General features: G+C 71.5%; 23 protein-coding genes and 1 tRNA gene. 11 read left to right on the forward strand and 13 right to left on the reverse strand.

Features of this window, described 5'->3' with window-relative positions:
• Positions 1–368: 368 nt before the first annotated feature.
• Positions 369–3,119: a pyruvate dehydrogenase (acetyl-transferring), homodimeric type gene (aceE, locus tag ACQPZF_RS08495; RefSeq protein ID WP_433269979.1), complete on the reverse strand. Its 2,751-nt coding sequence runs from the start codon at positions 3,117–3,119 to the stop codon at positions 369–371.
• A gap of 294 nt (positions 3,120–3,413) precedes the next feature.
• On the opposite strand from aceE, the gene ACQPZF_RS08500 reads away from it, so the two are divergent.
• From ACQPZF_RS08500 to ACQPZF_RS08520, 5 genes are all read left to right on the forward strand, one after another.
• Entirely contained in the window at positions 3,414–3,845 is a 432-nt protein-coding gene (locus ACQPZF_RS08500) for a DUF3052 domain-containing protein (protein ID WP_433269981.1), read from the forward strand.
• A 100-nt stretch (positions 3,846–3,945) separates the two neighbouring features.
• Positions 3,946–4,410, forward strand: coding sequence for a peroxiredoxin (locus ACQPZF_RS08505; protein ID WP_433269983.1), 465 nt, complete (start codon positions 3,946–3,948; stop codon positions 4,408–4,410).
• A 37-nt stretch (positions 4,411–4,447) separates the two neighbouring features.
• Positions 4,448–4,519: transfer RNA gene (locus tag ACQPZF_RS08510), tRNA-Val, on the forward strand.
• Positions 4,520–4,721: 202 nt separating this feature from the next.
• Complete coding sequence (locus ACQPZF_RS08515; RefSeq protein WP_433269984.1) at positions 4,722–4,880, forward strand: hypothetical protein; 159 nt, start codon at positions 4,722–4,724, stop codon at positions 4,878–4,880.
• Between the two features lie 72 nt (positions 4,881–4,952).
• Positions 4,953–5,243 carry a hypothetical protein gene (locus ACQPZF_RS08520; RefSeq protein ID WP_433269986.1) on the forward strand — a complete coding sequence of 97 codons (291 nt, stop codon included), beginning with the start codon at positions 4,953–4,955 and terminating at the stop codon, positions 5,241–5,243.
• Between the two features lie 56 nt (positions 5,244–5,299).
• Here ACQPZF_RS08520 and lipA read toward each other — a convergent pair whose 3' ends face one another.
• The 3 genes from lipA to ACQPZF_RS08535 form a co-directional block, all read right to left on the reverse strand.
• Positions 5,300–6,301: a lipoyl synthase gene (gene lipA, locus ACQPZF_RS08525; protein WP_433269988.1), complete on the reverse strand. Its 1,002-nt coding sequence runs from the start codon at positions 6,299–6,301 to the stop codon at positions 5,300–5,302.
• 15 nt (positions 6,302–6,316) lie between these two features.
• Positions 6,317–7,237, reverse strand: a complete 921-nt coding sequence (locus ACQPZF_RS08530) for an oxidoreductase (RefSeq protein ID WP_433269990.1) — start codon at positions 7,235–7,237, stop codon at positions 6,317–6,319.
• Between the two features lie 61 nt (positions 7,238–7,298).
• Positions 7,299–7,757, reverse strand: coding sequence for a hypothetical protein (locus ACQPZF_RS08535; RefSeq protein WP_433269992.1), 459 nt, complete (start codon positions 7,755–7,757; stop codon positions 7,299–7,301).
• A gap of 130 nt (positions 7,758–7,887) precedes the next feature.
• On the opposite strand from ACQPZF_RS08535, the gene ACQPZF_RS08540 reads away from it, so the two are divergent.
• On the forward strand, positions 7,888–8,538 hold the full coding sequence (locus ACQPZF_RS08540; protein ID WP_433274486.1) for a TetR/AcrR family transcriptional regulator: 651 nt from the start codon (positions 7,888–7,890) through the stop codon (positions 8,536–8,538).
• 42 nt (positions 8,539–8,580) lie between these two features.
• Positions 8,581–9,513, forward strand: a complete 933-nt coding sequence (locus ACQPZF_RS08545; protein ID WP_433269994.1) for an LLM class F420-dependent oxidoreductase — start codon at positions 8,581–8,583, stop codon at positions 9,511–9,513.
• Positions 9,514–9,585: 72 nt separating this feature from the next.
• On the opposite strand, the gene ACQPZF_RS08550 is transcribed toward ACQPZF_RS08545, so the two are convergent.
• The 7 genes from ACQPZF_RS08550 to lpdA all read right to left on the reverse strand — a co-directional run bounded on the left by ACQPZF_RS08550 (position 9,586) and on the right by lpdA (position 16,933).
• Positions 9,586–10,071 carry an ArsR/SmtB family transcription factor gene (locus tag ACQPZF_RS08550; protein ID WP_433269996.1) on the reverse strand — a complete coding sequence of 162 codons (486 nt, stop codon included), beginning with the start codon at positions 10,069–10,071 and terminating at the stop codon, positions 9,586–9,588.
• Between the two features lies 1 nt (position 10,072).
• Positions 10,073–11,092, reverse strand: coding sequence for a serine hydrolase (locus ACQPZF_RS08555; RefSeq protein ID WP_433269998.1), 1,020 nt, complete (start codon positions 11,090–11,092; stop codon positions 10,073–10,075).
• Between the two features lie 61 nt (positions 11,093–11,153).
• Complete coding sequence (gene lipB / locus ACQPZF_RS08560; RefSeq protein ID WP_433270000.1) at positions 11,154–11,897, reverse strand: lipoyl(octanoyl) transferase LipB; 744 nt, start codon at positions 11,895–11,897, stop codon at positions 11,154–11,156.
• Complete coding sequence (locus tag ACQPZF_RS08565) at positions 11,884–12,501, reverse strand: phosphatase PAP2 family protein (protein ID WP_433270002.1); 618 nt, start codon at positions 12,499–12,501, stop codon at positions 11,884–11,886. Before ACQPZF_RS08565 ends, lipB begins: the two co-directional genes overlap by 14 nt.
• Positions 12,502–12,518: 17 nt before the next feature.
• The gene (locus tag ACQPZF_RS08570) at positions 12,519–13,403 is read right to left on the reverse strand and encodes a TIGR01777 family oxidoreductase (protein WP_433270004.1); all 885 of its coding nucleotides are present in this window, start codon (positions 13,401–13,403) and stop codon (positions 12,519–12,521) included.
• 248 nt (positions 13,404–13,651) lie between these two features.
• Positions 13,652–15,508: a 2-oxoglutarate dehydrogenase, E2 component, dihydrolipoamide succinyltransferase gene (sucB, locus tag ACQPZF_RS08575; RefSeq protein WP_433270006.1), complete on the reverse strand. Its 1,857-nt coding sequence runs from the start codon at positions 15,506–15,508 to the stop codon at positions 13,652–13,654.
• 54 nt (positions 15,509–15,562) lie between these two features.
• On the reverse strand, positions 15,563–16,933 hold the full coding sequence (lpdA, locus tag ACQPZF_RS08580) for a dihydrolipoyl dehydrogenase (RefSeq protein WP_433270008.1): 1,371 nt from the start codon (positions 16,931–16,933) through the stop codon (positions 15,563–15,565).
• Between the two features lie 175 nt (positions 16,934–17,108).
• On the opposite strand from lpdA, the gene ACQPZF_RS08585 reads away from it, so the two are divergent.
• A complete protein-coding gene (locus tag ACQPZF_RS08585) occupies positions 17,109–17,429 on the forward strand; it encodes an oxidoreductase (RefSeq protein WP_433270010.1) in 321 nt (106 codons plus the stop codon).
• Here the strand turns inward: ACQPZF_RS08585 and ACQPZF_RS08590 are convergent.
• Complete coding sequence (locus tag ACQPZF_RS08590; protein ID WP_433270012.1) at positions 17,426–17,962, reverse strand: TetR/AcrR family transcriptional regulator; 537 nt, start codon at positions 17,960–17,962, stop codon at positions 17,426–17,428. The genes ACQPZF_RS08585 and ACQPZF_RS08590 overlap by 4 nt on opposite strands.
• 18 nt (positions 17,963–17,980) lie before the next feature.
• On the opposite strand from ACQPZF_RS08590, the gene ACQPZF_RS08595 reads away from it, so the two are divergent.
• Positions 17,981–18,463, forward strand: coding sequence for an NAD(P)-dependent oxidoreductase (locus tag ACQPZF_RS08595; protein ID WP_433270014.1), 483 nt, complete (start codon positions 17,981–17,983; stop codon positions 18,461–18,463).
• A gap of 78 nt (positions 18,464–18,541) precedes the next feature.
• On the opposite strand, the gene ACQPZF_RS08600 is transcribed toward ACQPZF_RS08595, so the two are convergent.
• A complete protein-coding gene (locus tag ACQPZF_RS08600) occupies positions 18,542–20,038 on the reverse strand; it encodes a leucyl aminopeptidase (protein WP_433270016.1) in 1,497 nt (498 codons plus the stop codon).
• Between the two features lie 196 nt (positions 20,039–20,234).
• Between ACQPZF_RS08600 and ACQPZF_RS08605 the strand changes: the two genes are divergently transcribed.
• Together ACQPZF_RS08605 and ACQPZF_RS08610 are read left to right on the forward strand one after the other, a co-directional pair.
• Positions 20,235–21,428, forward strand: coding sequence for an APC family permease (locus ACQPZF_RS08605; protein WP_433270018.1), 1,194 nt, complete (start codon positions 20,235–20,237; stop codon positions 21,426–21,428).
• A 76-nt stretch (positions 21,429–21,504) separates the two neighbouring features.
• Complete coding sequence (locus ACQPZF_RS08610; RefSeq protein WP_433270020.1) at positions 21,505–22,605, forward strand: branched-chain amino acid aminotransferase; 1,101 nt, start codon at positions 21,505–21,507, stop codon at positions 22,603–22,605.
• The last annotated feature ends 1 nt before the right edge of the window (position 22,606 follow it).

Genomic DNA, 22,606 nt, shown 5'->3' on the forward strand with positions numbered 1-22,606 from the left:
GCGGCGTACCCATTGCCCCCCTCGTCGGAGTCTTCCGCCGATTCTATGGTGTTGATCACACGCGGCGGGTCTCATCGGCCAGGTCGGGCGCGATTGCCCGGATCCCCGCCGCCGGGTTCGCGCCGGTTGGCCGCTGAGACCGCCGCTGCGGCCGGGTGCCACCGCGGACCCCTCGACACCGCCCCCGCGGAGCCTGTGCGCCCTTCAGGGGCCGCTACGGCGCTGTGGGGAGGGCTCACGACGATCACGTCGTTCCCTCCCGAGCCGTGTGCCGCAGATCGTAGGAGCGCCCCGACCGCCGAAGACCGCAAAAAGGCGCGTGGGGCCCCACCCGATCGGGTGGAGCCCCACGTGACGGCGGATCTCTCTCAGGCCAGGCCCGCGTCGGACGTGGACGGTCCGGCCGCGTTCACGTCGTCGATGCGGTACTTGCGCGCCGCCTGCACGACCAGCGACTGCTGCACCTCGCCGCGCCGGGCGAGCGCCGCCAGCGTCGCCACCGTGATCGACTCCGCGTCGACCAGGAAGTGCCGCCGCGCCGCCGGCCGGGTGTCGGAGAAGCCGAAGCCGTCCGTGCCCAACGTCGTCATGTCGGTCGGCACGTAAGGCCGGATCAGGTCCGGCACGGCCGACATCCAGTCCGACACGGCCACGACAGGACCCGCCGCCTCGGACAGCACCTGCGTCACGTAAGGCACCCGCGGCTCCTGGTCGGGGTGCAGCAGGTTGTGCCGGTCCACCTCCACGGCGTCGCGCCGCAGCTCCGAGTACGACGTCGCGGACCACAGGTCGGCCTGCACGCCCCAGTCCTCGGCCAGCAGCCGCTGCGCCTTGATCGCCCACGGCATCGCCACCCCGGACGCCAGGATCTGCGCCCGCGGCCCCGCCCCGGCAGCCGCCACCTGGTAGCGGTACAGGCCCTTGAGGAGCCCGTCCACGTCCAGGTCCGCCGGCTCGGCGGGCTGCTGGTACGGCTCGTTGTAGACGGTCAGGTAGTAGAAGACGTTCTCGGCGTTCTCGCCGTACATCCGCCGCAGGCCGTCCCGGACGATGTGCGCCACCTCGAACGACCACGCCGGGTCGTAGGAGACCACCGCCGGGTTGGTGTGCGCGAGCAGCAGCGAGTGCCCGTCGGCGTGCTGGAGGCCCTCGCCGGTCAGCGTGGTGCGGCCCGCGGTGGCGCCCAGCACGAAGCCGCGCGCCATCTGGTCGGCCGCCGCCCACAGGCCGTCGCCGGTGCGCTGGAACCCGAACATCGAGTAGAAGATGTAGATCGGGATCATCGGCTCGCCGTGCGTGGCGTACGAGGTGCCCGCCGCCGTGAACGACGCCGTGGACCCGGCCTCGTTGATGCCCTCGTGCAGGATCTGGCCCTGCTCGGACTCCTTGTAGGCGAGCATGAGCTGTGCGTCCACGGACGTGTACAACTGCCCGTTCGGGTTGTAGATCTTCTGCGCCGGGAACATCGAGTCCATGCCGAACGTGCGCGCCTCGTCCGGGATGACCGGCACGATCCGGCCGCCGATCTCCGGGTCCTTGGCCAGGTCCCGGACCAGCCGGACGAACGCCATCGTGGTGGCGACCTCCTGCTTGCCCGAGCCCCGGCGGACCGCGTCGTAGACCTTGTCACCGGGGAGCACCAGCGCCTTGGACTTGGTGCGGCGCTCCGGCACGAAGCCGCCGAGCTGCTTGCGGCGCTCCAGCAGGTACTGGATCTCCGGGGAGTCCTGGCCGGGGTGGTAGTACGGCGGCAGGTACGGGTCGAGGTCGGCGTCCGAGATCGGGATGCGCAGGCTGTCCCGGAACAGCTTCAGGTCCTCGTGGGTCATCTTCTTCATCTGGTGCGTGGCGTTGCGCGCCGCGAAGTGCGGGCCCAGGCCGTAGCCCTTGATGGTCTTGGCGAGGATGACCGTCGGCTGGCCGTGGTGCTCCACCGCCGCCTTGTACGCCGCGTAGACCTTGCGGTAGTCGTGGCCGCCGCGCTTGAGGTTCCACACCTCGTCGTCGGTCATCGGGGCGACCAGTTCCTTGGTGCGCGGGTCGCGGCCGAAGAAGTGCTCCTTGACGTACGCGCCGTCGTTCGCCTTGTACGTCTGGTAGTCGCCGTCCGGCGTGGTGTTCATCAGGTTCACCAGCGCGCCGTCGCGGTCGGCGTGCAGCAGGGCGTCCCACTCACGGCCCCAGATGACCTTGATGACGTTCCAGCCCGCGCCCCGGAAGAACGCCTCCAGCTCCTGGATGATCTTCCCGTTGCCGCGGACCGGGCCGTCCAGGCGCTGGAGGTTGCAGTTGACCACGAAGGTCAGGTTGTCGAGCTGCTCGTTGGCGGCGATCTGGAGCAGGCCGCGCGACTCCGGCTCGTCCATCTCGCCGTCGCCGAGGAACGCCCACACCTGCTGGTCGGAGGTGTCCTTGATGCCCCGGTCGCGCAGGTAGCGGTTGAACCGCGCCTGGTAGATCGCGTTCATCGGGCCGAGGCCCATGGAGACGGTCGGGAACTCCCAGAAGTCCGGCATCAGCCGCGGGTGCGGGTACGACGGGAGGCCGCCGCCGGGGCCGGCGTGCGAGTACTCCTGGCGGAAGCCGTCGAGCTGCTCGGCGGACAGCCTGCCCTCCAGGAACGCCCGCGCGTACACGCCGGGCGAGGCGTGGCCCTGGATGAACACGTGGTCGCCGCCGCCGGGGTGGTCCTTGCCCCGGAAGAAGTGGTTGAAGCCGACCTCGTAGAGGCTCGCGGACGAGGCGTAGGTCGAGATGTGGCCGCCGACGCCGACACCCGGCCGCTGCGCGCGGTGCACCGTCATCGCCGCGTTCCACCGGATCCACGCCCGGTAGCGGCGCTCCACCTCCTCGTCGCCGGGGAACCACGGCTCACGTTCGGTGGGGATGGTGTTGACGTAGTCCGTGCTGGTCAGGGACGGCACGCCGACGTGGCTCTCCCGTGCCCGCTCGAGCAGCCGGAGCATCAGGTAGCGGGCCCGCTGCTGCCCGCCGCCCTTGAGCGCCGCGTCGAAGGACTCCAGCCACTCCGCGGTCTCCTCCGGGTCGATGTCCGGGAGGTGGGCGGCCAGGCCGTCACGGATGACGTGCACCCGTTCGGGAGTGTTCTGGGGGCTCAAGGGATCTCCTCGTTCCGGGGTCTCTGACTCCCATCGTCGCCGCTGGGGCTCGATCCCGTCATCGCTACCGGTGGGTAGTTCTGGATCGTGTCCCTCGCGCGCGCGAATAGGAGGTATGTAGAGCGTGCCTCATCCGGATGGCGGAACGCATCCGGGGGTACCCGATACGGCGTGTCACAGGCCTTACGGTTGCGCTCAGCAGGCCCGACAGTGTTCGCTAGCCGCGACTGGTAGTGACATCGCGCGGCAGTCGAACCCGGCTGCCGCTCTTGTGTACTTGGAGGAGTGGAAGCCGTGGTCGCCGCGGAAGACGCCGGCAAGATCGGTGTCGCCGACAGGCTCGGGATCGAACCGGGCAGCGTGGTCCAGGAGATCGGCTGGGACGAGGACGTCGACGACGACCTGCGTGCCGCGGTCGAAGAGCGCATCGGCAGCGATCTGCTCGACGAGGACGCCGACGAGGTCGTGGAAGTGGTCCTGCTGTGGTGGCGCGAGGGCGACGGCGACCTGGTCGACGCTCTGATCAACGCCACCACCCCACTGGCCGAAGAAGGCGTGATCTGGGTCCTGACGCCCAAGACCGGGCGGGCCGGCCACGTCGAGCCGAGTGACATCTCCGAATCGGTGTCGACCGCGGGTCTCGCCCAGACTTCGAACATCAACCTGAGCGCCGACTGGACGGCCACCAGGCTGGTGTCCCCGAAGTCGGCCAAGACGAAGCGCTGACCGGACCGCCGGATCCCCGTGCCGCTAGGCTCGACGGCGGGCTCCGCACGGGTGGAGCCCGTCTTTCGGGTGCACGGGGTTTCAGCGGGAGGGCGCGGGCATGGCGGTCGAAGTTGGTTCGGAGGCTCCGGACTTCACGCTCAACGACTACAACAAGCAACCGGTGACGCTGTCGTCGTTCCGCGGCGAGCGCAACGTGCTGCTGGTCTTCTACCCGTTCGCGTTCAGCGGCATCTGCACCGGCGAGCTGTGCCAGGTGCGGGACGAGCTGGCGGCGTACGAGGACGAGAACGTGCAGGTGATCGGCGTGTCCGTGGACACCCCGTTCAGCCTGAAGGCGTGGGCCGAGCAGGAGGGCTACCGCTTCCCGCTGCTGTCGGACTTCTGGCCGCACGGCAAGGTGGCGGCGGAGTACGGCGTGTTCAACGAGGCGGCGGGCCTGGCCAACCGCGGCACGTTCCTGGTGGACGTCGCCGGGGTCGTCCGGTACGCCGAGGTCAACGCCCCCGGTGAGCCGCGCGACCAGGAGTCGTGGAAGAAGGCCGTGGCCGCGTTGAAGGCCTGATAGCGTTTCGGCGTCGCTCCTCGGGGGCGGCGTCGGCGGGCGTGTAGCTCAGCGGAAGAGCACTCGGTTTACACCCGAGCGGTCGCAGGTTCGAATCCTGTCGCGCCCACTGTGCCTTGCGGCCTGCCCGGCGGCGGAGGCTCCGCTTCGCACCACTGTGTTCCTTTTCACGTTTGCGCCGGATTGATCGGAATCGCGCGGTAGTCGCCGCAGGTCATCGCGCCGGCCATTTTCTTTTGTGCGATCAATTAATCGGGAACTCCCCGATCGAGGTATCGCGGGCCCGTCGGCGGGCCGAGGACGCTGGTCGTATGCATAACCCGGAACTACTGGTCGAGCTTCCTCCCGACCTGCCGAGCGACCGCTACGAGGGCATTCGCCAAGCCGTGTCCAGCCTGCTGGAACTGTGGGGCGTGCCGGACGTGAGCGCGCAATTGATCGGCGCCGGCCCGGTCGACGCCGACGATTAGGGGCTTCCCGCGGGGCCCGTACGGGCCGTGTCCCCCTATGCCGAGGGACGTTGGAGCACGTAGCTTGTCGCCATGTCGCCCAGGACGGTTGCCGTGGTGGTGGGGGTCGCGTTCTTCTTGGCGGGCTTGCTGATCATGCTCCTGCCGTTGGCCGCGGACTCGCCCTCGGGCTTCGCGGTGTCCTGTGGGAACAGCGTCGGGATGGGATTCGACGAAGTCGCGGTCGAGGCGGAAGGGCCCGCGCTGGTCGGGATTTGCGAGCGGTTGCAAAGGGAGCGGCTGACGTGGGCCGCGCCGGTGACCGTGGTGGGGCTGCTGCTGGTGGTCGGCGGTGTCATCGCGCGGCGGCGGTCTTCCGGCTGAGTGAATGGGAAAACGCCCGACCCCGGGGTATGGGGCCGGGCGTTTCCGGAGGTTTTTCAGCGAGCCAGCAGAGAGGTGATCTCCTGTGCCGCCCCGCCTGCCGCCAGGAGGTGGTGCAGGTTCTCCGGCAGCACGTCGCCGCGCTTCTGCACGGCCTGCGCGTAGAGCCGTCCCGCGCGGTACGAGGAGCGGACCAGCGGGCCGGCCATGACGCCGGAGAAGCCGATCTCCTCGGCGGTCTCCTTGTGGGTCACGAACTCCTCGGGCTTCACCCAGCGCTCCACCGGGTGGTGGCGCGGCGAGGGCCGCAGGTACTGGGTGATCGTGATGATCTCGCAGCCCGCTTCGTGCAGGTCGCGCAGCGCCTCGGTGACCTCGTCCGGGGTCTCGCCCATGCCGAGGATGAGGTTCGACTTGGTGACCAGGCCCGCCTCACGGGCCCGGGTGATGACCTCCAGCGAGCGCTCGTAGCGGAACGCCGGCCGGATGCGCTTGAAGATCCTGGGCACGGTCTCCAGGTTGTGCGCGAGCACCTCCGGGCGGGAGGCGAAGACCTCGGCAAGCTGTTCGGGCACCGCGTTGAAGTCCGGGATCAGCAGCTCCACGCCCGTGCCGGGGTTGAGCGCGTGGATCTGGCGGACGGTCTCCGCGTACAGCCACGCGCCGCCGTCCTCCAGGTCGTCGCGGGCCACGCCGGTCACGGTCGAGTAGCGCAGGCCCATCGCCTGGACGGACTCGGCGACCCGGCGCGGCTCGTCGCGGTCGAGGTCGGCGGGCTTGCCCGTGTCGATCTGGCAGAAGTCGCAGCGCCTGGTGCACTGCTCGCCGCCGATCAGGAAGGTGGCCTCCCGGTCTTCCCAGCACTCGTAGATGTTGGGACAGCCGGCCTCTTCGCACACCGTGTGCAGGCCCTCGCGTTTGACCAGGCCCTTGAGCTCCCGGTACTCGGGGCCCATCTTCGCCTTGGTCTTGATCCACGAGGGCTTCTTCTCGATGGGCGTTTGACTGTTGCGGACTTCGAGCCGCAGCAGCTTCCGACCCTCAGGTACGACGGTCACCTGTCCAACCCTACGTCACGAGGGGTCGGGCGCGACGCCCGTGAGCTTGGCCGTCAGGTCCCACAGCCGGCCGGCCGCCAACTCGTCGTGGGCCGCCGCCGAGGAGCCCGCACGGGTCGGGTACCCGCGCGTGCCGCGGAAGCCGTCCGGGCCGTAGAACGCGCCGCCTTCCACGTCGGCCGAAGTCGCCGCGTAGAGCTGCGGCAACGCGCCCATCCGGACGTTCTGCGCGATCAGGTCGCTGATCCGCGCGCCCAGCGACAGCAGCGGGTTGCGGTGCGCGCGGGCCATGTTGGTGCTCAGCTCGGTGGCCGTCAGGCCGGGGTGCGCCGCGACGGACGTCACGTCCGCGCCCGCCGACCGGCAGCGGCGGTCCAGCTCGCGCGCGAACAGCAGGTTCGCCAGCTTGGACTGGCCGTAGGCGCCCCAGGGCGAGTACCGGCGCACCTCGTAGTCCGGGTCGGCCAGGTCGAGGGAGCCGATGCGGTGGGCGAGGCTGGACAGAGTCACGACCCGTGCGCCCGGCGTCGCGCGCAGCAGCGGCATGAGCTGCCACGTCAGCGCGGCGTGGCCGAGGTGGTTGGTGCCGAACTGGCGCTCGAAGCCGTCGGCGGTGCGCCCCAGCGGCACCGCCATCACCCCGGCGTTGTTGACCAGCACGTCGAGCTTGTCGGCGCGTTCCCGCACCGCCGCGGCAGCGTCGCGGACCGAGGCCAGGTCGGCCAGGTCGAGCGCGACGAGTTCGGCGGAGCCACCGCCCGCGAGCACGCGCTCCAGTGCGCGCCGCCCGCGTTCCGGGGACCGACAGGCGAGCAGGACGCGGGCGCCCTTAGCGCCGAGGACTTCGGCGGTGCGCAGGCCCAACCCCGAGTTCGCCCCCGTGACCAGCACAGTGCGGCCGGCCTGGTCGGGGATGTCCGCTTCGGTCCACTTCATGGCGCCCACCTAGTCGGGGATGTCCGCTCCGGTCCGGTTCATGGTGCCCACCTAACCGGCGTCAGGCGCTCTTGGCGAGCCGGCGCCGGGCCGGAGCCGCGACCGCCGGGCCGGTGCGGATCAGGGTCGCGAACGCCGCGCCGACGCGCGCGATGTCCGCGCTCGGCTCGGACAGCTCGGCCAGGCCCGCGGTGAGGGCCAGCAGGCGCTCCTCGCGCTCGACGGCCTCGGTGGAGGTCAGGTGCTCGTCCAGCACGGCCCGCAGCACGGGCTGCTCGGCGGCCAGCGCCCGCCAGGTGCGCGTGACGATCTCGACCCGGTCGGCGTCGTCGTCCTGGAGCGCGGCGCCGAGCCGTCCGGTGAGCTGCTGCATCCACCGGTAGTGCAGGGCCAGGAGCAGTTCGTCCTCGTCGGCGAACACGTCCCGGTCGTAGGCCAGGGCCGCCGCGGGCTCCCCTGCCGCGGCGCGGAGCACGGCGTCCAGAGCGTCACGCCGTCGGTAGAAGTCGGTCCAACTCATGATCACGCCTCCCTCTCTCGTGATCGGCGTCATACTTCAGGTCTTTGGCATACCGTCGGTATGGCCGATGGGGCGAACATACCACGAGTACGTACCGTCGGTATGTCGTACGGTTGTGAACGTGGTGACAGTGCGGTCGAGGCGTGTCGAGTACTCCGAGTCCACGAGGCAGGCCCTCGTGGACAGTGCCGTGGAGCTGTTCACCAAACGCGGCTACGCGGGCACGTCGCTGGACGAGGTCGCCAAGCGGGCCCGCCTCACCAAGGGCGCGCTCTACCACCACTTCAGCGGCAAGCAGGCGTTGTTCGAGGCCGCCTTCGACTCGGTCGAGAACGCGTTCATGCGCCGGCTCGGCGAGATCGTCAGCGCGCCCGGCGACCCGTGGGACACCGCGATCGCGGGCCTGCGGGCGTACGTGCGGGTGTGCCTGGAGCCCTCCTACCAGCGGATCGTCATTCACGAGGCCCCGGTGGTGATGGGCTGGGAGCGCTGGCGGGAGGCCGAGGAGCACTTCAGCTACGGGCTGCTGCGCTCGACCATCGAGGTGCTCATCAACAGCGGCGAGCTGGAGCAGCTACCGGTGGAGACGATGGCCCGGCTGCTGTTCGGCGCGCTGTCCGCCGGGGCCAGCACGATCGCCGGGGCGGCCGACCCGCGCAAGGCGAGCGCCGAGGTGGAGCGGACCATCGTGCGGGTCGTGGAGGGCCTGCGGGTGAGCGAGGCCCCGTCGCGGGTGGTCGAGGCGCGGTCGGAGCACCGGTCGCGGTCGCGTCGGCGCTAGCCGGATCAACCGTCCCGGCCGCGGGCGATTAGCTTGTGCTCCGTGGAACTGCGCATCTTCACCGAGCCCCAGCAGGGGGCTTCCTACGACGACCTGCTGCGTGTCGCACGCACCGCCGAGGACGCGGGCTACGGCGCGTTCTTCCGTTCCGACCACTACCTCAAGATGGGCCCGGCCGACGGGCTGCCCGGACCGACCGACGCGTGGATCACGCTCGCCGGCCTGGCGCGGGACACCACGACCATCCGGCTGGGCACTCTCGTGACGGCCGCGACGTTCCGCCACCCCGGACCGCTGGCGATCTCCGTCGCGCAGGTCGACCGGATGTCGGGCGGACGCGTGGAGTTCGGCCTCGGCGCGGGCTGGTTCGAGGACGAGCACACCGCGTACGGCCTGCGGTTCCCGCCGCTGGGGGAGCGGTTCGAGCTGTTCGAGGAACAACTGGAGATCATCACCGGGCTGTGGGGCACGCCGGAGGGCGAGACGTACTCGTTCGACGGCAAGCACTACACGCTGGCGGACTCGCCCGCGCTGCCCAAGCCCGCGCAGTCCCCGGTGCCGGTCGTGGTGGGCGGCAAGGGCGCGAAGCGCACCCCCGCGCTGGCCGCGCGGCACGCCACCGAGTTCAACCTGCCCTTCGTGCCGGCGGAGTCCGCGGCGCGGCAGTTCGAGCGGGTGGACGAGGCGTGCCGGGCGATCGGGCGCGACCCGGCGACCATGACCCGGTCCGCGGCGCTCGTGCTGTGCGTCGGGCGGGACGACGCCGAGGTGGCGCGGCGGGCTGCCGCGATCGGGCGTGAGGTGGCGGAGCTGAAGGAGAACGGGCTCGCCGGGACGCCCGCCGAGGCGGTCGAGCGACTCGGGCGGTGGCGGGAGGAGACCGGGATCAGCCGGGTCTACCTCCAGGTGCTGGACTTGGCGGACCTGGACCACCTGGAGCTGGTCGCGGCGGAGGTCGCGCCTGCGCTGCGGTGACCGATGGTCGTGGCGAGGTCGGGCCCCGGCCGCGTCGCCCCGACCTCAGGCCGCGCGGTCGGGGCGGGGCGTTCAGCCGCGTAGCTGACCGGCCACGTCCGAGGCGGCGGTGAGCAGGACGAGCACGGGGATGGTCGCGGCGGTCCGCAGCCGGTAGCTCCCGCGTTTGTCCTGCTCCACGACGCCGGAGCCGGTGAGCGCCTTCAGGTGGTGGTAAAGCTGGCCGGTCGACCCGAGCCGGGCGGCTTCCTGGAGCGCCGCCGCCGGCTGCGGGCCCTGCGCGAGCAGCGAGCGGACGATGTCCACCCGGACCGGGTGCGCCAGTGCGGCCAGCACCTCGATGCGCGGGCGGTCGGCGAGGGCGAGGGCGCGTTCCGGTGTCACGTCGACCTGCCACGTCACCCGGCCGCCGCCCAGCGCGACGCGCCCGCCGTAGCCGAACGCGCCGCCGCCGTCCTCCGTCTCGGGCAGCGCGAGCGTCTCGCGCTCGTCGCCCTCCAGGGCCGCCACGCGCTGCTCCAGCTCGGCAAGTCGCTGCACCAGGTCCACCGTGGTCATCCTACGAGAGGCTGACCTGGAATTCCCGCAGCGCAGCGGGGTCGAGCAAGGCCTGCCGCACCAGGCCGACGAGGGCGGGAGCGGTGTGGAACCGCTGTTCGTCGACCTCCTCGGTCAGCACCGCCGCCGTGCCCACCCGCCCGTCGTGCCACCGGACCCGGCAGCCGACCGTGATGACGCCGGCCAGCGAGCCGCCCTTGAAGCCGATGCCCGCCACGCCCGCCGGCAGGTCCTGGCGCTGTTCGAGGTGGGCCGGGGCGCCGGGGAAGCGGTCCATCGCCCGGTGCAGCCGGTGCAGGCCCGCCGCGGTGCCCTGCCAGGTGCCGCGGGCCCACGGGCGCTGGCCGTCGTAGGTCTTCGGGACGTCGGGGAAGCGGCCGATGACCTCCAGTTGGAGTTGCGGGTCCGCGAGGTAGCGCTCGGGGTCGACGCGCCGGTTCAGGACGAGCCGGAGCCATTCGCCGAGGAACGAGGGGACGGGTGCGTCCGGCCAGCCCCCTCGGATGGCGGCCCGGCGCATCGTGTCGTCGCCCAGGCGGCGGCGCAGGTAGTCGGCGGCGGCGTTGTCGCTGTGCCGGATCATGACCGCGGCCAGGTCGTCCAGGGTGACCTTGGCGTGCGGGTCGTCGGCGGTGTGGCCGTTGGTGGACTTGATGCCCAGGGCCTTGAGCGCCTGCTGGTGCGCGCCGCCGTCCAGGGCCAGGTAGAACTTCTCCCAGTCGCCGACCGTGACCGGTTCGCCCGGTTCGACCTGGCGCCGGTCGACCGCCGAGGCGTAGCCGGCGAGGTGCAGGACCTTCACGGCGGACGCGAGCGGTTGGCGCTCGTGGGGTCGGTGGGCGACCCGGCCGCCGTTGCCGTCGTCCACCACCGCGGCGACGTGCCGGCGGTTCGCGCGGAACCAGCCGAGCCAGTCGTCGGGCTGCACCGTCGTGGAAGCCGCCGCGGGCGCGGAAGGCAGCAGCAGGGCGCCGCCCGCCACACCGCAGGCGGAGAGCAGGTGCCGTCGGGTCAGGAGCACGACGAATCTCCCCTCTGGTAGTCCGTAATTCCGGAATACTAGAGGGGAGGAGTCGGGTGTGTCAGCGGCTTTGGACGGCGAACGTGACGCCGGCGGCCACCGGTTGTTGACGGATGAGCGTGCGCTCGGTCAACGGCAGGTCGCCGTTCAGCGCGTCGATCACCGCCTGGCGGGCGAGCGGCAGCACCTCGGCGACCGTGACGTCGCGGTCCAGCTCCTGCGACAGCGAAGCGACGCCCGCGTCCCGGATGCCGCACGGGATGATCGCGCCGAACCCGCCCAGGTCGGCGTTGCAGTTGATCTCGAAGCCGTGCATGGTCACGCCGCGCTGCACCCGGATGCCGATCGCCGCGATCTTGCGCTCGACGCCCCGGTCGTCGGCGGCGATCCACACGCCGCTGCGGCCCTCGACCCGGCCGGTGCGCACGCCGAGCTGGTCGCACACGTGGATCAGGGCCTGCTCCAGGCGGCGCACGTACTGCACGACGTCCAGCGGCTCGGCCAGGCCGACGATCGGGTACCCGACCAACTGCCCCGGACCGTGCCAGGTGATCTTCCCGCCCCGGTCCACGTCGATGACCGGGATGTCGCCGCCCTTGGGCCGTTCCTCGGCCTCCGTGCGCCGGCCGCAGGTGTACACGGGTGGGTGTTCCAGCAGCAGCATCGTGTCGCCGACGTGGCCGTCCGCGCGGGCTTCGGCCAGTTCGCGTTGCAGTTCCCACGCGGCCAGGTAGTCGATGGTGCCCAGCTCACGCACGTCGATCGGGTCCGTCGAGGTGCGGCAGGAGAGTTCAAGACTGCTCACGGTTCGACCCTACGCCCACCGGTGTCAATCGTAAGGCCAGGGTTGCGAGCAGCCCGACGCCCGTCGTGGCCAGGACCGCGCCCACGGTGTCGGTGAACCAGTGCTTCTCCAGCACCACCCGGCTGGCCGCGGTCAGGGTGATGGCGGTCGTGGCGAGCACGACGGCCGTGCGCACGTGGCGGGGCGCCAGGTGGGCGCACAGCACCACGCCGGTGAACGCCACGGCGGTGACGGCGGTGACGTGCCCGCTCGGGTAGGCGGGCAGGTGGTGCTCGACGGGGCGCACCCGGTCGTAGGTGTAGCGGGCGAGGACGGTGGACCAGGAGACGGCCAGCAGGACCGCGCCCTTGAAGATCAGCGGGTCTCTGGCCAGGACGGCCCTCACGGTGAGGGAGAGCAGGGCGATCACGGCCAGGCCGGGGCTCAGCAGGAAGCTGACCACGGCGGCGGCCGGCACCACGTTCGGGCCCAGCGCGAGGGCGGTCTCGTGGAGCGTGGCGTCCAGTTCCGGGATGGTCCGGTGCACCGAGAAACCCAGCACGACGGACGCCAGCGCGAACACGAGGCCCACGCCGGCCAGGACTGCCCTCGTCGGCCCGGTCATGGCTCAGGCCGTCCCGGTCATCTGTTCACCGCCGTCGCCACCGCCGCGCCCAGGGCCGGGTGCAGGAACCGGAACCCGTTGCGCTCCAGGACTTTCGGCACCGCTCGCTGGCCGGCCAGGATGCCCTCCTCCGCGATCTCGCCGAGCACCGCCTTGAGGACGAAGGCCGGGACCACCCAGGGGGTGGGGCGGTGCAGGGCGTGGCCGATGGTCCGCGTGAACTCGGCGTTCGTGACCGGGCTGGGCGCGGTCAGGTTGACCGGGCCGTCGATCGCCTCGTGGTCGAGGACGTGGAGGATGCCGGCGATCACGTCGTCCAGGGAGATCCAGGGCATGTACTGGCTGCCGTCGCCCAGCCGGCCGCCCAGGAAGAACCGGAAGAGCGGTTTCAGCTTGCCGAACAGGCCGCCCGAAGGGCTGATGACCAGGCCGGTGCGCAGCTTGACCACGCGCTGGCGGTCGGCCGGGCGGGTGGCGGCTTCCCACTGGCGGCACAGGTCGGCGAGGAAGCCGGTGCCGGACGGGGTGGACTCGTCCACGATCTCGTCCTTGGTGTCGCCGTAGTAGCCCACCGCGCTCGCGTTGATCAGGGTGGGGATCTGGTGGTCGGCGACGGCTGTGGCGAGGACTTCGGTCGGGATCGTGCGGCTGTCCAGGAGGACTTGCTTGCGGGCGTGGTTCCAGCGCTTGTCGGCTATGCCCGCGCCGCAGAGGTTGATCACCGCTTGGGCGCCGGTGAGGGCGTCCGGGGCGATCTTGCCGGCGGGCGGGTTCCAGGCGCGCTCGTCCGGGGCGGCGGGGCGGCGGCGGACCAGGCGGATCACCTCGTGCTCCGCGCCGCGCAGGGCGGCTACCAGGCTGGTGCCGATGAAGCCTGAGGAACCCGCGACTACTACCCGCATGGGTTGATCGTCTCGCAGTGGGTGGGGTGTTGCACAGCGGCGGACGTGTCATGGGTGCCACTGGGGGGAGCGATCGCGACTGCTCTTGGTCCAAAGGATTGAAAGCGGGCGCTCGCCGCTGGGCAGACCTCCGGGGGGAAGGGCCCGGCTTGTGTGCCGGCGCACGGCGGGTTCGTGCGGTGCTCAAAGGCCGGGGCCGCTCCGGAGGTGTCCGGAGCGGCCCCGTTCGGCTGCTGTGGTGTGTGTGGCTACAGGCCTAGGTCCGCCTCGAAGGAGCCTTCTTCCAGGCGGTTCTTGACGGTGGTCAGGAAGCGGCCGGCGTCTGCGCCGTCCACCAGGCGGTGGTCGTAGGTGAGGGCCAGGTAGGCCATCGACCTGATCGCGATGGTGTCGTCGCCGTTCTCGTCCGTGATCACCACGGCGCGCTTCTTGACCACGCCGACGCCCAGGATGCCCACCTGCGGCTGCTGGATGATCGGCGTGTCGAACAGCGCGCCGTTGCTGCCGAGGTTGGTCAGCGAGAACGTGCCGCCGGTCAGTTCGTCCGGGGTCAGCTTGTTGCTCCGGGCACGGGTCGCCAGGTCGCTGATCTTGTGGGACAGGCCGGCCAGGTTGAGGTCGCCCGCGTTCGCGATCACCGCGTTGAGCAGGCCGCGCTCGGTGTCGATCGCGATGCCCAGGTGCTCGGCGCCGTGGTAGACGATCTCCTTCTTCTCCTCGTCGATGGACGCGTTCAGCACCGGGTGCTGCTTGAGCGCCTCGACGGCCGCCTTCGCGAAGAACGGCAGGAAGGTGAGCTTCGTGCCCTCGCGCTGCTCGAACGCCGCCTTCGCCTTGTTGCGCAGGCGGGCGATCTTGGTGACGTCGACCTCGAACACCTGCGTGAGCTGCGCCGACACCTGGAGCGACTCGCGGGTGCGTTGGGCGACGATCTGGCGGAGCCTGGGCAGCTTCTGCACGGTCCCGCGCTTGCCGCTGTTGTCGGCGGCGGGGGTGCTCGCGACTCGTTGGGCGGGGGCCGACGCCGCCGGTGCGGCGGGGGTCGGTGCCGGGGCCTTCTTGGCTTCTACGGCGGCCAGCACGTCCTGCTTGCGGATTCGGCCGCCGACGCCGGTGCCCTTGAGCGTGCCCAGGTCGATGCCGTTCTCCGAGGCCAGCTTGCGGACCAGCGGGGTCACGTACGGCGCGCCGTTCGTCTCGTCGCCGGAGCCGGTCGCACCGCCGGCGGGAGGCTGCGGCTGGGCGGCAGGCTGGGGCTGGGCCGGCGCGGGTTCCTTGGCGGGAGCGGGGGTGGCCGGTGCCTGCTGGGCGGGAGCCGGGGCCGGGGTGGGCTTCGGGGCTTCCTGGGCCGGAGCCTGGGCCTGGGCCGGTGCCGGTGCCTGGGTCGGTGCCTGGGTGGACGGCGAGCCGGAGCCGATCACGGCCAGTTGGCCGCCTACATCGATGGTCTCGTCTTCGCCCGCGCTGATCTCCAGCAGGGTGCCGGCCACGGGGGACGGGATCTCGGTGTCGACCTTGTCGGTCGAGACCTCCAGCAGGGGCTCGTCCACCTCCACCTGGTCGCCGACCTGCTTCAGCCAGCGGGTCACGGTGCCTTCGGTGACGCTCTCGCCCAGGGCCGGCATGGTCACCGGGGTGCCCTCGGCCGCGCCGCCGGACTGGGCCGGGGCCTCGGCCTGGGGTTCCGGCTGCGGGTCCGGGGCCTGCTGCGGCTCGGGGGCCTGCTGCGGCTCGGGGGCCTGCTGCGGCTCGGGGGCCTGCTGCGGCTCGGGGGCCTGCTGCGGCTCGGGGGACGACTGCGGTTCCGGCTGGGCTTCCTCGGCCGGCGCGGCTCCGTCGCCGGAGGTCGAGTCGGCGCCGGAGTCGGCTCCGTCGCCGATGACGGCCAGTTCGGCGCCGACTTCGACGGTCTCGTCCTCCTGGGCGACGATCTTCTGGAGGACGCCCGCCGCCGGGGAGGGGATCTCGGTGTCGACCTTGTCGGTGGACACCTCCAGCAACGGCTCGTCGACCTCGACGCGGTCACCTTCCTGCTTCAACCAGCGGGTGACCGTGCCCTCGGTGACGCTTTCGCCGAGTGCGGGCATTTGGACGGAGAAGGCCATCGTTCGCTGACTCCTCGTGCGTGGGTCGGGGATCGGCTGACTGGGGTGCGACGGTCAGCCGTGCACGTGCAGCGGCTTGCCGGCCAAGGCGAGGAAGGCCTCGCCGAGGGCTTCTGTCTGGGTCGGGTGGGCGTGGATCAGCGGAGCCACGTCCTCGGGGTAGGCCTCCCAGCTATAGATGAGCTGGGCTTCACCGATCAGCTCGCCGACCCGCTCGCCGACCATGGTGACACCGACCACCGGGCCGTCCGGCGCCTTGACCAGCTTGACGCCGCCGGCGGTCTTCAGGATCTGGGACTTGCCGTTGCCCGCCAGGTCGTACACGAAAGTCTCGACCGAGCCGTACTTCTCCTTGGCCGCCGCCTCGGAGAGGCCGACCGAGGCGACCTCCGGCTTGCAGTAGGTCACGCGCGGGATGCCCGCCTCGTCGATGACCTTCGGCTGCTGCCCGGCGATCTCCTCCGCGACGAAGATGCCCTGCTGGAAGCCGCGGTGCGCGAGCTGGAGGCCGGGGACGATGTCGCCGACGGCGTAGACGTTCGGGAGGTTGGTGCGCAGGCGCTCGTCGGTGATGACGAAGCCGCGGTCGATCCGCACGCCGGCTTCCTCGTAACCGTGGCCGGCGGTGTTCGGGCCGCGGCCGACGGCGACCAGCAGCAGGTCCGCGTCCAGCACGTCGCCGGACTCCAGCGTCACCGAGACGCCGGAGTCGGTCTGCGTCGCGCCCGCGAACTTCACGCCGGTCTTGGACTTGATGCCGCGGCGGCGGAAGGCGCGCTCCAACTGCTTGGACGCGTACTCGTCCTCGGCGGGGACCAGGCGGGGCAGCGCCTCCACGATGGTCACGTCCGCGCCGAAGGAGGCCCACACGCTGGCGAACTCGACGCCGATGACGCCGCCGCCGAGCACGACGACCTTCTCCGGGATGAAGTCCAGGTTCAGCGCCTGGTCGCTGGTCATGATCCGGCCGCCGACCTCCAGGCCGGGCAGGCTGCGCGCGTACGAGCCGGTGGCCAGCACGACGTTCTTGCCGGTGTACCGCTGCCCGTCCACCTCGACCGCGTTCGGGCCGACGAACTTGCCCGTGCCCTCGACCAGGGTGACCTTGTTCGCCTTCGCGAGGCCCTGGAGTCCCTTGTACAGCCGGCTGACCACGCCGTCCTTGTAAGAGTTGACGCCCGCGATGTCGATGCCCTCCAGCGAGGACTTCACGCCGAACTGGTCGCCCTCGCGGGCGTTGTCCGCGACCTCCGCCGCGTGCAGCAGCGCCTTGGTCGGGATGCAGCCGCGGTGCAGGCAGGTGCCCCCCAGCTTGTCCTTCTCGACCAGGACGACGGACAGGCCGAGCTCCGCCGCGCGGAACGCGCAGGCGTAGCCGCCCGAGCCGCCACCGAGGATCACAAGGTCGGCGGAGGTGTCGGTCACGGGATCTCCCTGGAGAGCTTGATGCCTTACTTCGCGCGGGTGCGCGCGGGTGGTTGCCATCTTGTCACTACTTCGGGGACGACGGCGACGCGGTGTCCTCTTGGGAGGATTTGGCCACGCCTTAACACCCGCGCCGGCACCATGGGCGGGAGCAGCCGCAACAGGAGGTGGCCCGGTGGGCCTGTTCGACCGTTTTCGCAGGAAGCAGCGCCCCGGCGTGCTGCGGTCGGCCACGTCCACCGACACCGGTCACCTGGAGCAGTGGGCGGCGGCGCGGCGGGGCGTGGAGGCGTACGTCGAGCCGAAGACGACCGTGACGGAGACCACGGTCGTGCTGGTCGCGCACGACGGCGAGTGGACGCGGCGGCGCATCGACGGCGCCGAGGGCGCGAAGAAGCTGGCGAAGAAGCTGGGCATCCCGATCTACGACGCGGGCATCGTCGGCTACCCGAAGCGGATGCGCGAGTACTCACGCCGGAAGAACCAGAGCGGCTAGCCGCGAATTCCGTCGCCCAGCCCGCTCCAGAGCGTGGCGACGACTTTTTCGGGGTCGGCGCGCCAGTCGCCGAAGAACCCGAGGAACGCGTGGTAGTGGCACGCTCCGAGCAATAGGCCGGCGGCGGTCTCGGCATCGACCTCCGGCGCCAGCCGGCCGATTTCCTGCTCGGCGGAGAGGTAGCCGGCAAGCGCTTTCACCACCAGGTGCGGGCCGGTGCCACGTTGGCGCAGGGCTTCGTTGTGGGCGGCGAGCAAGGCGGGCTCGGAGAAGATCGACGCGGCGATCGGGAACGTGTCGGTGTAGAACCCCAGGGCGATCTCGGCGAATTTGACGAGCGTCTGCCGGAGGTCGCCCTTGCCCGCCCGCAAACTGCCGAGTAACGAGCCGAGATCACTCGGCACGCGTTCTTTCAGCACGGCCAGGAACAGTTCCGTCTTGTCCTGGAAATGCTTGTACAGCGCCGCTTCCGAGAAGCCCGCAGCCTTGGCGATCTCCTTGGTGGTCGCCCGCGCGAGCCCCTTGGTGCGCATGACGACGTGGTGGCCGACGTGATGGATCCGGACTCGATCGGCCCGGTGATCGCGGGCGCGGGCGCGGTCGTCACGGCCATCGGCGCGGGCGGCACCGGCCCGACCACCGTGCAGGCGGACAGCACGGGGAGCATCGTCCTGGCGATGAAGGCGCAGGGCGTCCGCCGCCTCGTCGTGGTCAGCAACAGAGGCATGACGGTGGACGAGCAGGACAACGCGCTGAGCCGCTACGTGGCCAAGCCCATCCTCCGGCGCGTGCTGAAGCACCCGTGGGCGGACATGGCGGAGATGGAGGAGATCGTGCGTTCGAGCAACCTGGACTGGACGATCACCCGACCGCCGCGGCTGACGAACGGCCCGCGAACCGACGAGTTCCGGACCGCGACCGGCACGAACCTGCGTGGCGGCAACAACATCTCGCGAGCCGATCTCGCGACGCTGATCGTCGCCTGCCTCGGCGACCCGGCGACCATCGGCCAGTCGATCGCGATCGGCTATTAGCCGTCGTCAACGCGGGAACGGGGACTCGTGGGTGGCGTCGTTCCCACCCACGAGCCCCCGGCATCCGGACCGGAGAGATCAGCCGTTCGCGGCGATGTCCGCCAGCACGGCGGCCAGCGTCCGAACCGGCACACCGGTTCCGCCCTTGGTCGTGTACCCGTACGGCGCGCCGGGGTGGTACGCGGGCCCGGCGATGTCGACGTGCGCCCACGGCACACCGTCCGCGACGAACTCGCGCAGGAACACCCCGGCCGCCAGCATCCCGCCGAACCGGTGCCCGGTGACGTTCGCGATGTCGGCGAGCCGCGAGTCCAGGTCGGCCCGCAGCTCGTCGGGCAGCGGCATGGCCCAGGCCTGCTCGCCCACCGCGCGCCCCAGCGCCGCCACCCGGTCCCGGAACTCGTCGGCGCCCATGATCCCCGAGGTGCGCCTGCCCAGCGACACCACCTGGGCGCCGGTCAGCGTGGACGTCTCGATCAGGTAATCCGGCTCGTCCTCACAGGCCCGGACGATCGCGTCGGACAGCACCAGCCGGCCCTCGGCGTCGGTGTTGAGCACCTCGACGGTCTTGCCGCCGTACATGGTCAGCACGTCGCCGGGCCGGTAGGCGGTGCCGGACGGCATGTTCTCCGCCAGCGGGGCCCACGCCGTGACCTCCAGCGGGTACTTGAGCTTCGCCGCCAGCAGCACGGTCGCGACGACCGCCGCCGCGCCGCTCATGTCGGAGGTCATCTCGTCCATCCCGGCGGCGGGCTTGATCGAGATGCCGCCGGTGTCGAACGTGATCCCCTTGCCGACCAGCGCGACCTTCTTGGCCGCCTTCGCGCCCCGGTAGGTGATCCGGACCAGCCGGGGCGGCCGGGAGGAGCCGCCGCCGACGCCGAGGATGCCGCCGAAGCCCTGCTTGCGCAGCGCCTTCTCGTCCAGCACCTCCACCTCGACGCCGTCCAGGCCCTTGGCCAGCGCGACCGCCCGCTCCGCGAACGAGGCCGGGAACAGGTCGTTGGGCGGGGTGTTGATCAGGTCGCGGGTCGCGGTGACCGCCTCGGCGATCGCGGTCGAAGCCTTCACCGCGGCGCGGTGGGCCTTGGTGGTGCCCTCCGCCGGAGCGACCAGGTCCACCCGCGCCACCGGCGCGTCGCCCGCGGCCGACTTGTAGGCGGTGAACTGGTACGCGCCCATCAACGTGCCCTCGACGGCCGCACCGAGGTGCAGCGCCGACAACGTCGTCACGGCGCGCTTCTTGCCGGTCAGCGCACGGGCGGCGGCGCCGGACGCGCGGCGCACCTGCTCCTCGCCGACCGCGCCGTCGGCGGGCTTGCCCAGCCCCACGGCGAGCACGACGGGCGCGGCGAGCTTGCCGAACGTCGGCAGCGTCACGACCTCGTCGGCCTTGCCGGTGGCGCCCACGGTCCCGAGGACGTCCGCCAGGCCGCCGTCGAACGCGGCGTCGACCGCCCCGGCCGAGTCGGCGAGGACGAGCCCGTCCGGGCCCTGGAGGGTGCCGACCACGATGACATCGGCGGCGGTAGTGCTCGGGTCACTGTCGGTGATGGCCAGCTTGGGCGCGGTCACTGCGGCTCCTTGACGGGGTCCTCCCGGCACTTCCTGGTCGTGCGGCGGGAACGTGGGTGGATCGTGACGAATGCTAAAGGTCTTGTTCACGCTGGTGACCGCCGCACCTTCGATAGCGGGGAGTAACAATTAACACGATCGAAGGTCGACCGGGCGGGCGTTAGTGGTCACCCGGTCTGTGTGCCACCGTGTACCGGTGACAGTCACGCCCCGTGCCGCGGCCGTCGTGCTCGCTCTCGGCGCGACCCTCGGTGCCGGCACCCTGCTCGGATTCGCCCCGGCCGCCGCGGTCGCGGGCCCCTGGTTCCTCCTCGCGCCGGCCGTCGCGGCGATCGCCGCCCTCTGCTGCGCGTTCTCCACGGCCGACCAGCACCGCGCCTACCCGGACGCCGCCGGCGGCTACGCCTACATCCGCAACCAGCTCGGCCCGTGGCCCGCCCGGATCGGCGCGAGCGCGCACCTCGTCGGCCGCGCGGGCGTGGCCGCCGCGCTCGCCGGGATGTTCGGCGCGTACGTGTTCCCGGAGGACCGCGTGCTCGCGGGCCTGGTCCTGCTGGTGGCCACGGCCGCGTTCGGCCGGCGGCTGCACGGGCGGATCGCCTGGGCGTCGGCGCTGGTCGTGCTGGGTGTGCTCGCGATGGTCGTGCTGGTGTGCTTCTCGGTCACGCCGCCGGCCAACCCGCCGGCCACCGGCGGTCCGGGGTTCGACGGGATCATGGGCGCGGCGGCCGTGCTGTTCGTGGTGTTCACCGGCTTCGAGCGGATCACCGCGCCGGTCGACGGCGACCAGGTCTTCCCCGCCCGCGTGCTGCACTTCGCGGTGCCCGTGGTGATCGGGCTCGCCCTGGTGGTGGCGCTGGGCGTCGGCGCGGCGGTGCTGCGCCAGCTCGGGGCGGCCCGGCTCGCGCTCTCACCCGCGCCGCTGCGGGACGCGCTGATCGCCGCCGACGGTCGTGCCCTGGTGCCGGTCCTCGCCGTCGGCGCGGCGGTCGCCGGGGTGTCGTCGCTGGCGTTCGTGCTCGCCGGGGCCCGGCGGACGTTGACCGGGCTGGTGGAGAGCGGCGACCTGCCGGTGATCCGCGCCCGGTGGCGGCTCGACGTCATCGGCGTGCTGTTGGCCTCCGCCGCGTACCTCGCGCTGACCCCGGCCACGGCGCTGGCGGTGGGCGCGTGCGGCACGGCCTTCTACTACGGCTTCACCAACGCCTCGGCGCGGGTGCTGCTCCAGGAGGACCGGACTTGGCCGATGCGGACGGCGTGCCTGGGACTCGGGATGTCGGTGCTGCTGGGGATGAGCGCGCCCGCCGACGCGTTGCTCCTCACCGCGGTGGGACTCGCGGTGGGCACCGGTCTGCTCGGGCTCAACCGCATCCGGCAGCCCGCGACCTAGCCCCGCCGGGATGGTCGGACGTCCGAGCGTCGGGACAGCGATTTTCCGATGTCCCAGCGCGAGCTACTGTGCTGTCATGACGACCGCGTTGCCTTTCACCCGGACCACCAACCCGCAGCCGGCGACCCCGGAGCGGGTCGCGGAGGTACTTGCGAAGCCGGGCTTCGGGCAGCACTTCACCGACCACATGGTGACGATCCGCTGGAACCGCGAACAGGGCTGGCACGACGCCGCTGTCGAGCCCTACCACTCGCTGGAACTGGACCCGGCGGCAATGGTGCTGCACTACGGCCAGGCGATCTTCGAAGGGCTCAAGGCGTACCGCCGGCCCGACGGCTCGATCGCGTCCTTCCGCCCCGGGGCGAACGCCGAGCGCTTCCGCGCGTCGGCCCGCCGCCTCGCCATGCCCGAACTGCCGGACGAGGTGTTCCTGGACTCGATCCGCGAACTCCTCGCCGTCGACAGCCGGTGGGTGCCCTCGGTCGCCGAGGAGTCGCTGTACCTGCGCCCGTTCATGTACTCGACGGAACGCGGCCTGGGCGTGCGGCCGGCGACCGAGTACCTGTACGTGCTCATCGCCTCGCCCGCCGGCTCGTACTTCGCGGGCGGCCTCAAGCCGGTGACGGTGTGGCTGTCCACCGAGTACGTGCGCGCGGCGCCCGGCGGCACGGGCGCGGCCAAGTTCGCGGGCAACTACGCGGCTTCGCTGGTCGCCCAGGCCCAGGCCGCCGAGCAGGGCTGCGACCAGGTGGTGTGGCTGGACGCGGTGGAGCGCCGGTGGGTCGAGGAGATGGGCGGGATGAACCTGTTCTTCGTGCTCGGCTCCGGGGAGGGCGCGCGGGTCGTCACGCCGGAGCTGTCCGGCGCGCTGCTGCCGGGCATCACGCGGGACTCGCTGCTGCGGCTCGCCGCTGACTTCGGGTATGGGGTCGAGGAGCGACGGTTCTCCACCGAGGAGTGGGAGAAGAAGGCCGAGTCGGGCGAGTTGACGGAGGTGTTCGCCTGCGGCACCGCCGCCGTGATCACCCCGGTCGGGCACGTGAAGCACGCCGGCGGCGAGTTCAGCGTGTCCGGCGGGGCCACCGGCGAGGTGACCCTGCGGCTGCGTGAGCGGCTGACGGGCATCCAGCAGGGCCTGGTCGAGGACCCGCACGGGTGGATGGCCAAGCTGGACTGAC

It is taken from the genome of Actinosynnema sp. CS-041913 (assembly GCF_050942485.1).
Lineage (GTDB): Bacteria > Actinomycetota > Actinomycetes > Mycobacteriales > Pseudonocardiaceae > Actinosynnema.

Excerpts from the sequence above, each read along its gene's own strand:
- ACQPZF_RS08505 (WP_433269983.1), top strand. The coding sequence starts at position 3,946 with ATGGCGGTCGAAGTTGGTTCGGAGGCTCCGGACTTCACGCTCAACGAC.
- ACQPZF_RS08515 (WP_433269984.1), top strand. The coding sequence starts at position 4,722 with ATGCATAACCCGGAACTACTGGTCGAGCTTCCTCCCGACCTGCCGAGC.
- ACQPZF_RS08520 (WP_433269986.1), top strand. The coding sequence starts at position 4,953 with ATGTCGCCCAGGACGGTTGCCGTGGTGGTGGGGGTCGCGTTCTTCTTG.
- ACQPZF_RS08530 (WP_433269990.1), bottom strand. The coding sequence starts at position 7,237 with ATGAAGTGGACCGAAGCGGACATCCCCGACCAGGCCGGCCGCACTGTG.
- ACQPZF_RS08535 (WP_433269992.1), bottom strand. The coding sequence starts at position 7,757 with ATGAGTTGGACCGACTTCTACCGACGGCGTGACGCTCTGGACGCCGTG.
- ACQPZF_RS08550 (WP_433269996.1), bottom strand. The coding sequence starts at position 10,071 with ATGACCACGGTGGACCTGGTGCAGCGACTTGCCGAGCTGGAGCAGCGC.
- ACQPZF_RS08565 (WP_433270002.1), bottom strand. The coding sequence starts at position 12,501 with ATGACCGGGCCGACGAGGGCAGTCCTGGCCGGCGTGGGCCTCGTGTTC.
- ACQPZF_RS08570 (WP_433270004.1), bottom strand. The coding sequence starts at position 13,403 with ATGCGGGTAGTAGTCGCGGGTTCCTCAGGCTTCATCGGCACCAGCCTG.
- sucB (WP_433270006.1), bottom strand. The coding sequence starts at position 15,508 with ATGGCCTTCTCCGTCCAAATGCCCGCACTCGGCGAAAGCGTCACCGAG.
- ACQPZF_RS08590 (WP_433270012.1), bottom strand. The coding sequence starts at position 17,962 with ATGCGCACCAAGGGGCTCGCGCGGGCGACCACCAAGGAGATCGCCAAG.
- ACQPZF_RS08610 (WP_433270020.1), top strand. The coding sequence starts at position 21,505 with ATGACGACCGCGTTGCCTTTCACCCGGACCACCAACCCGCAGCCGGCG.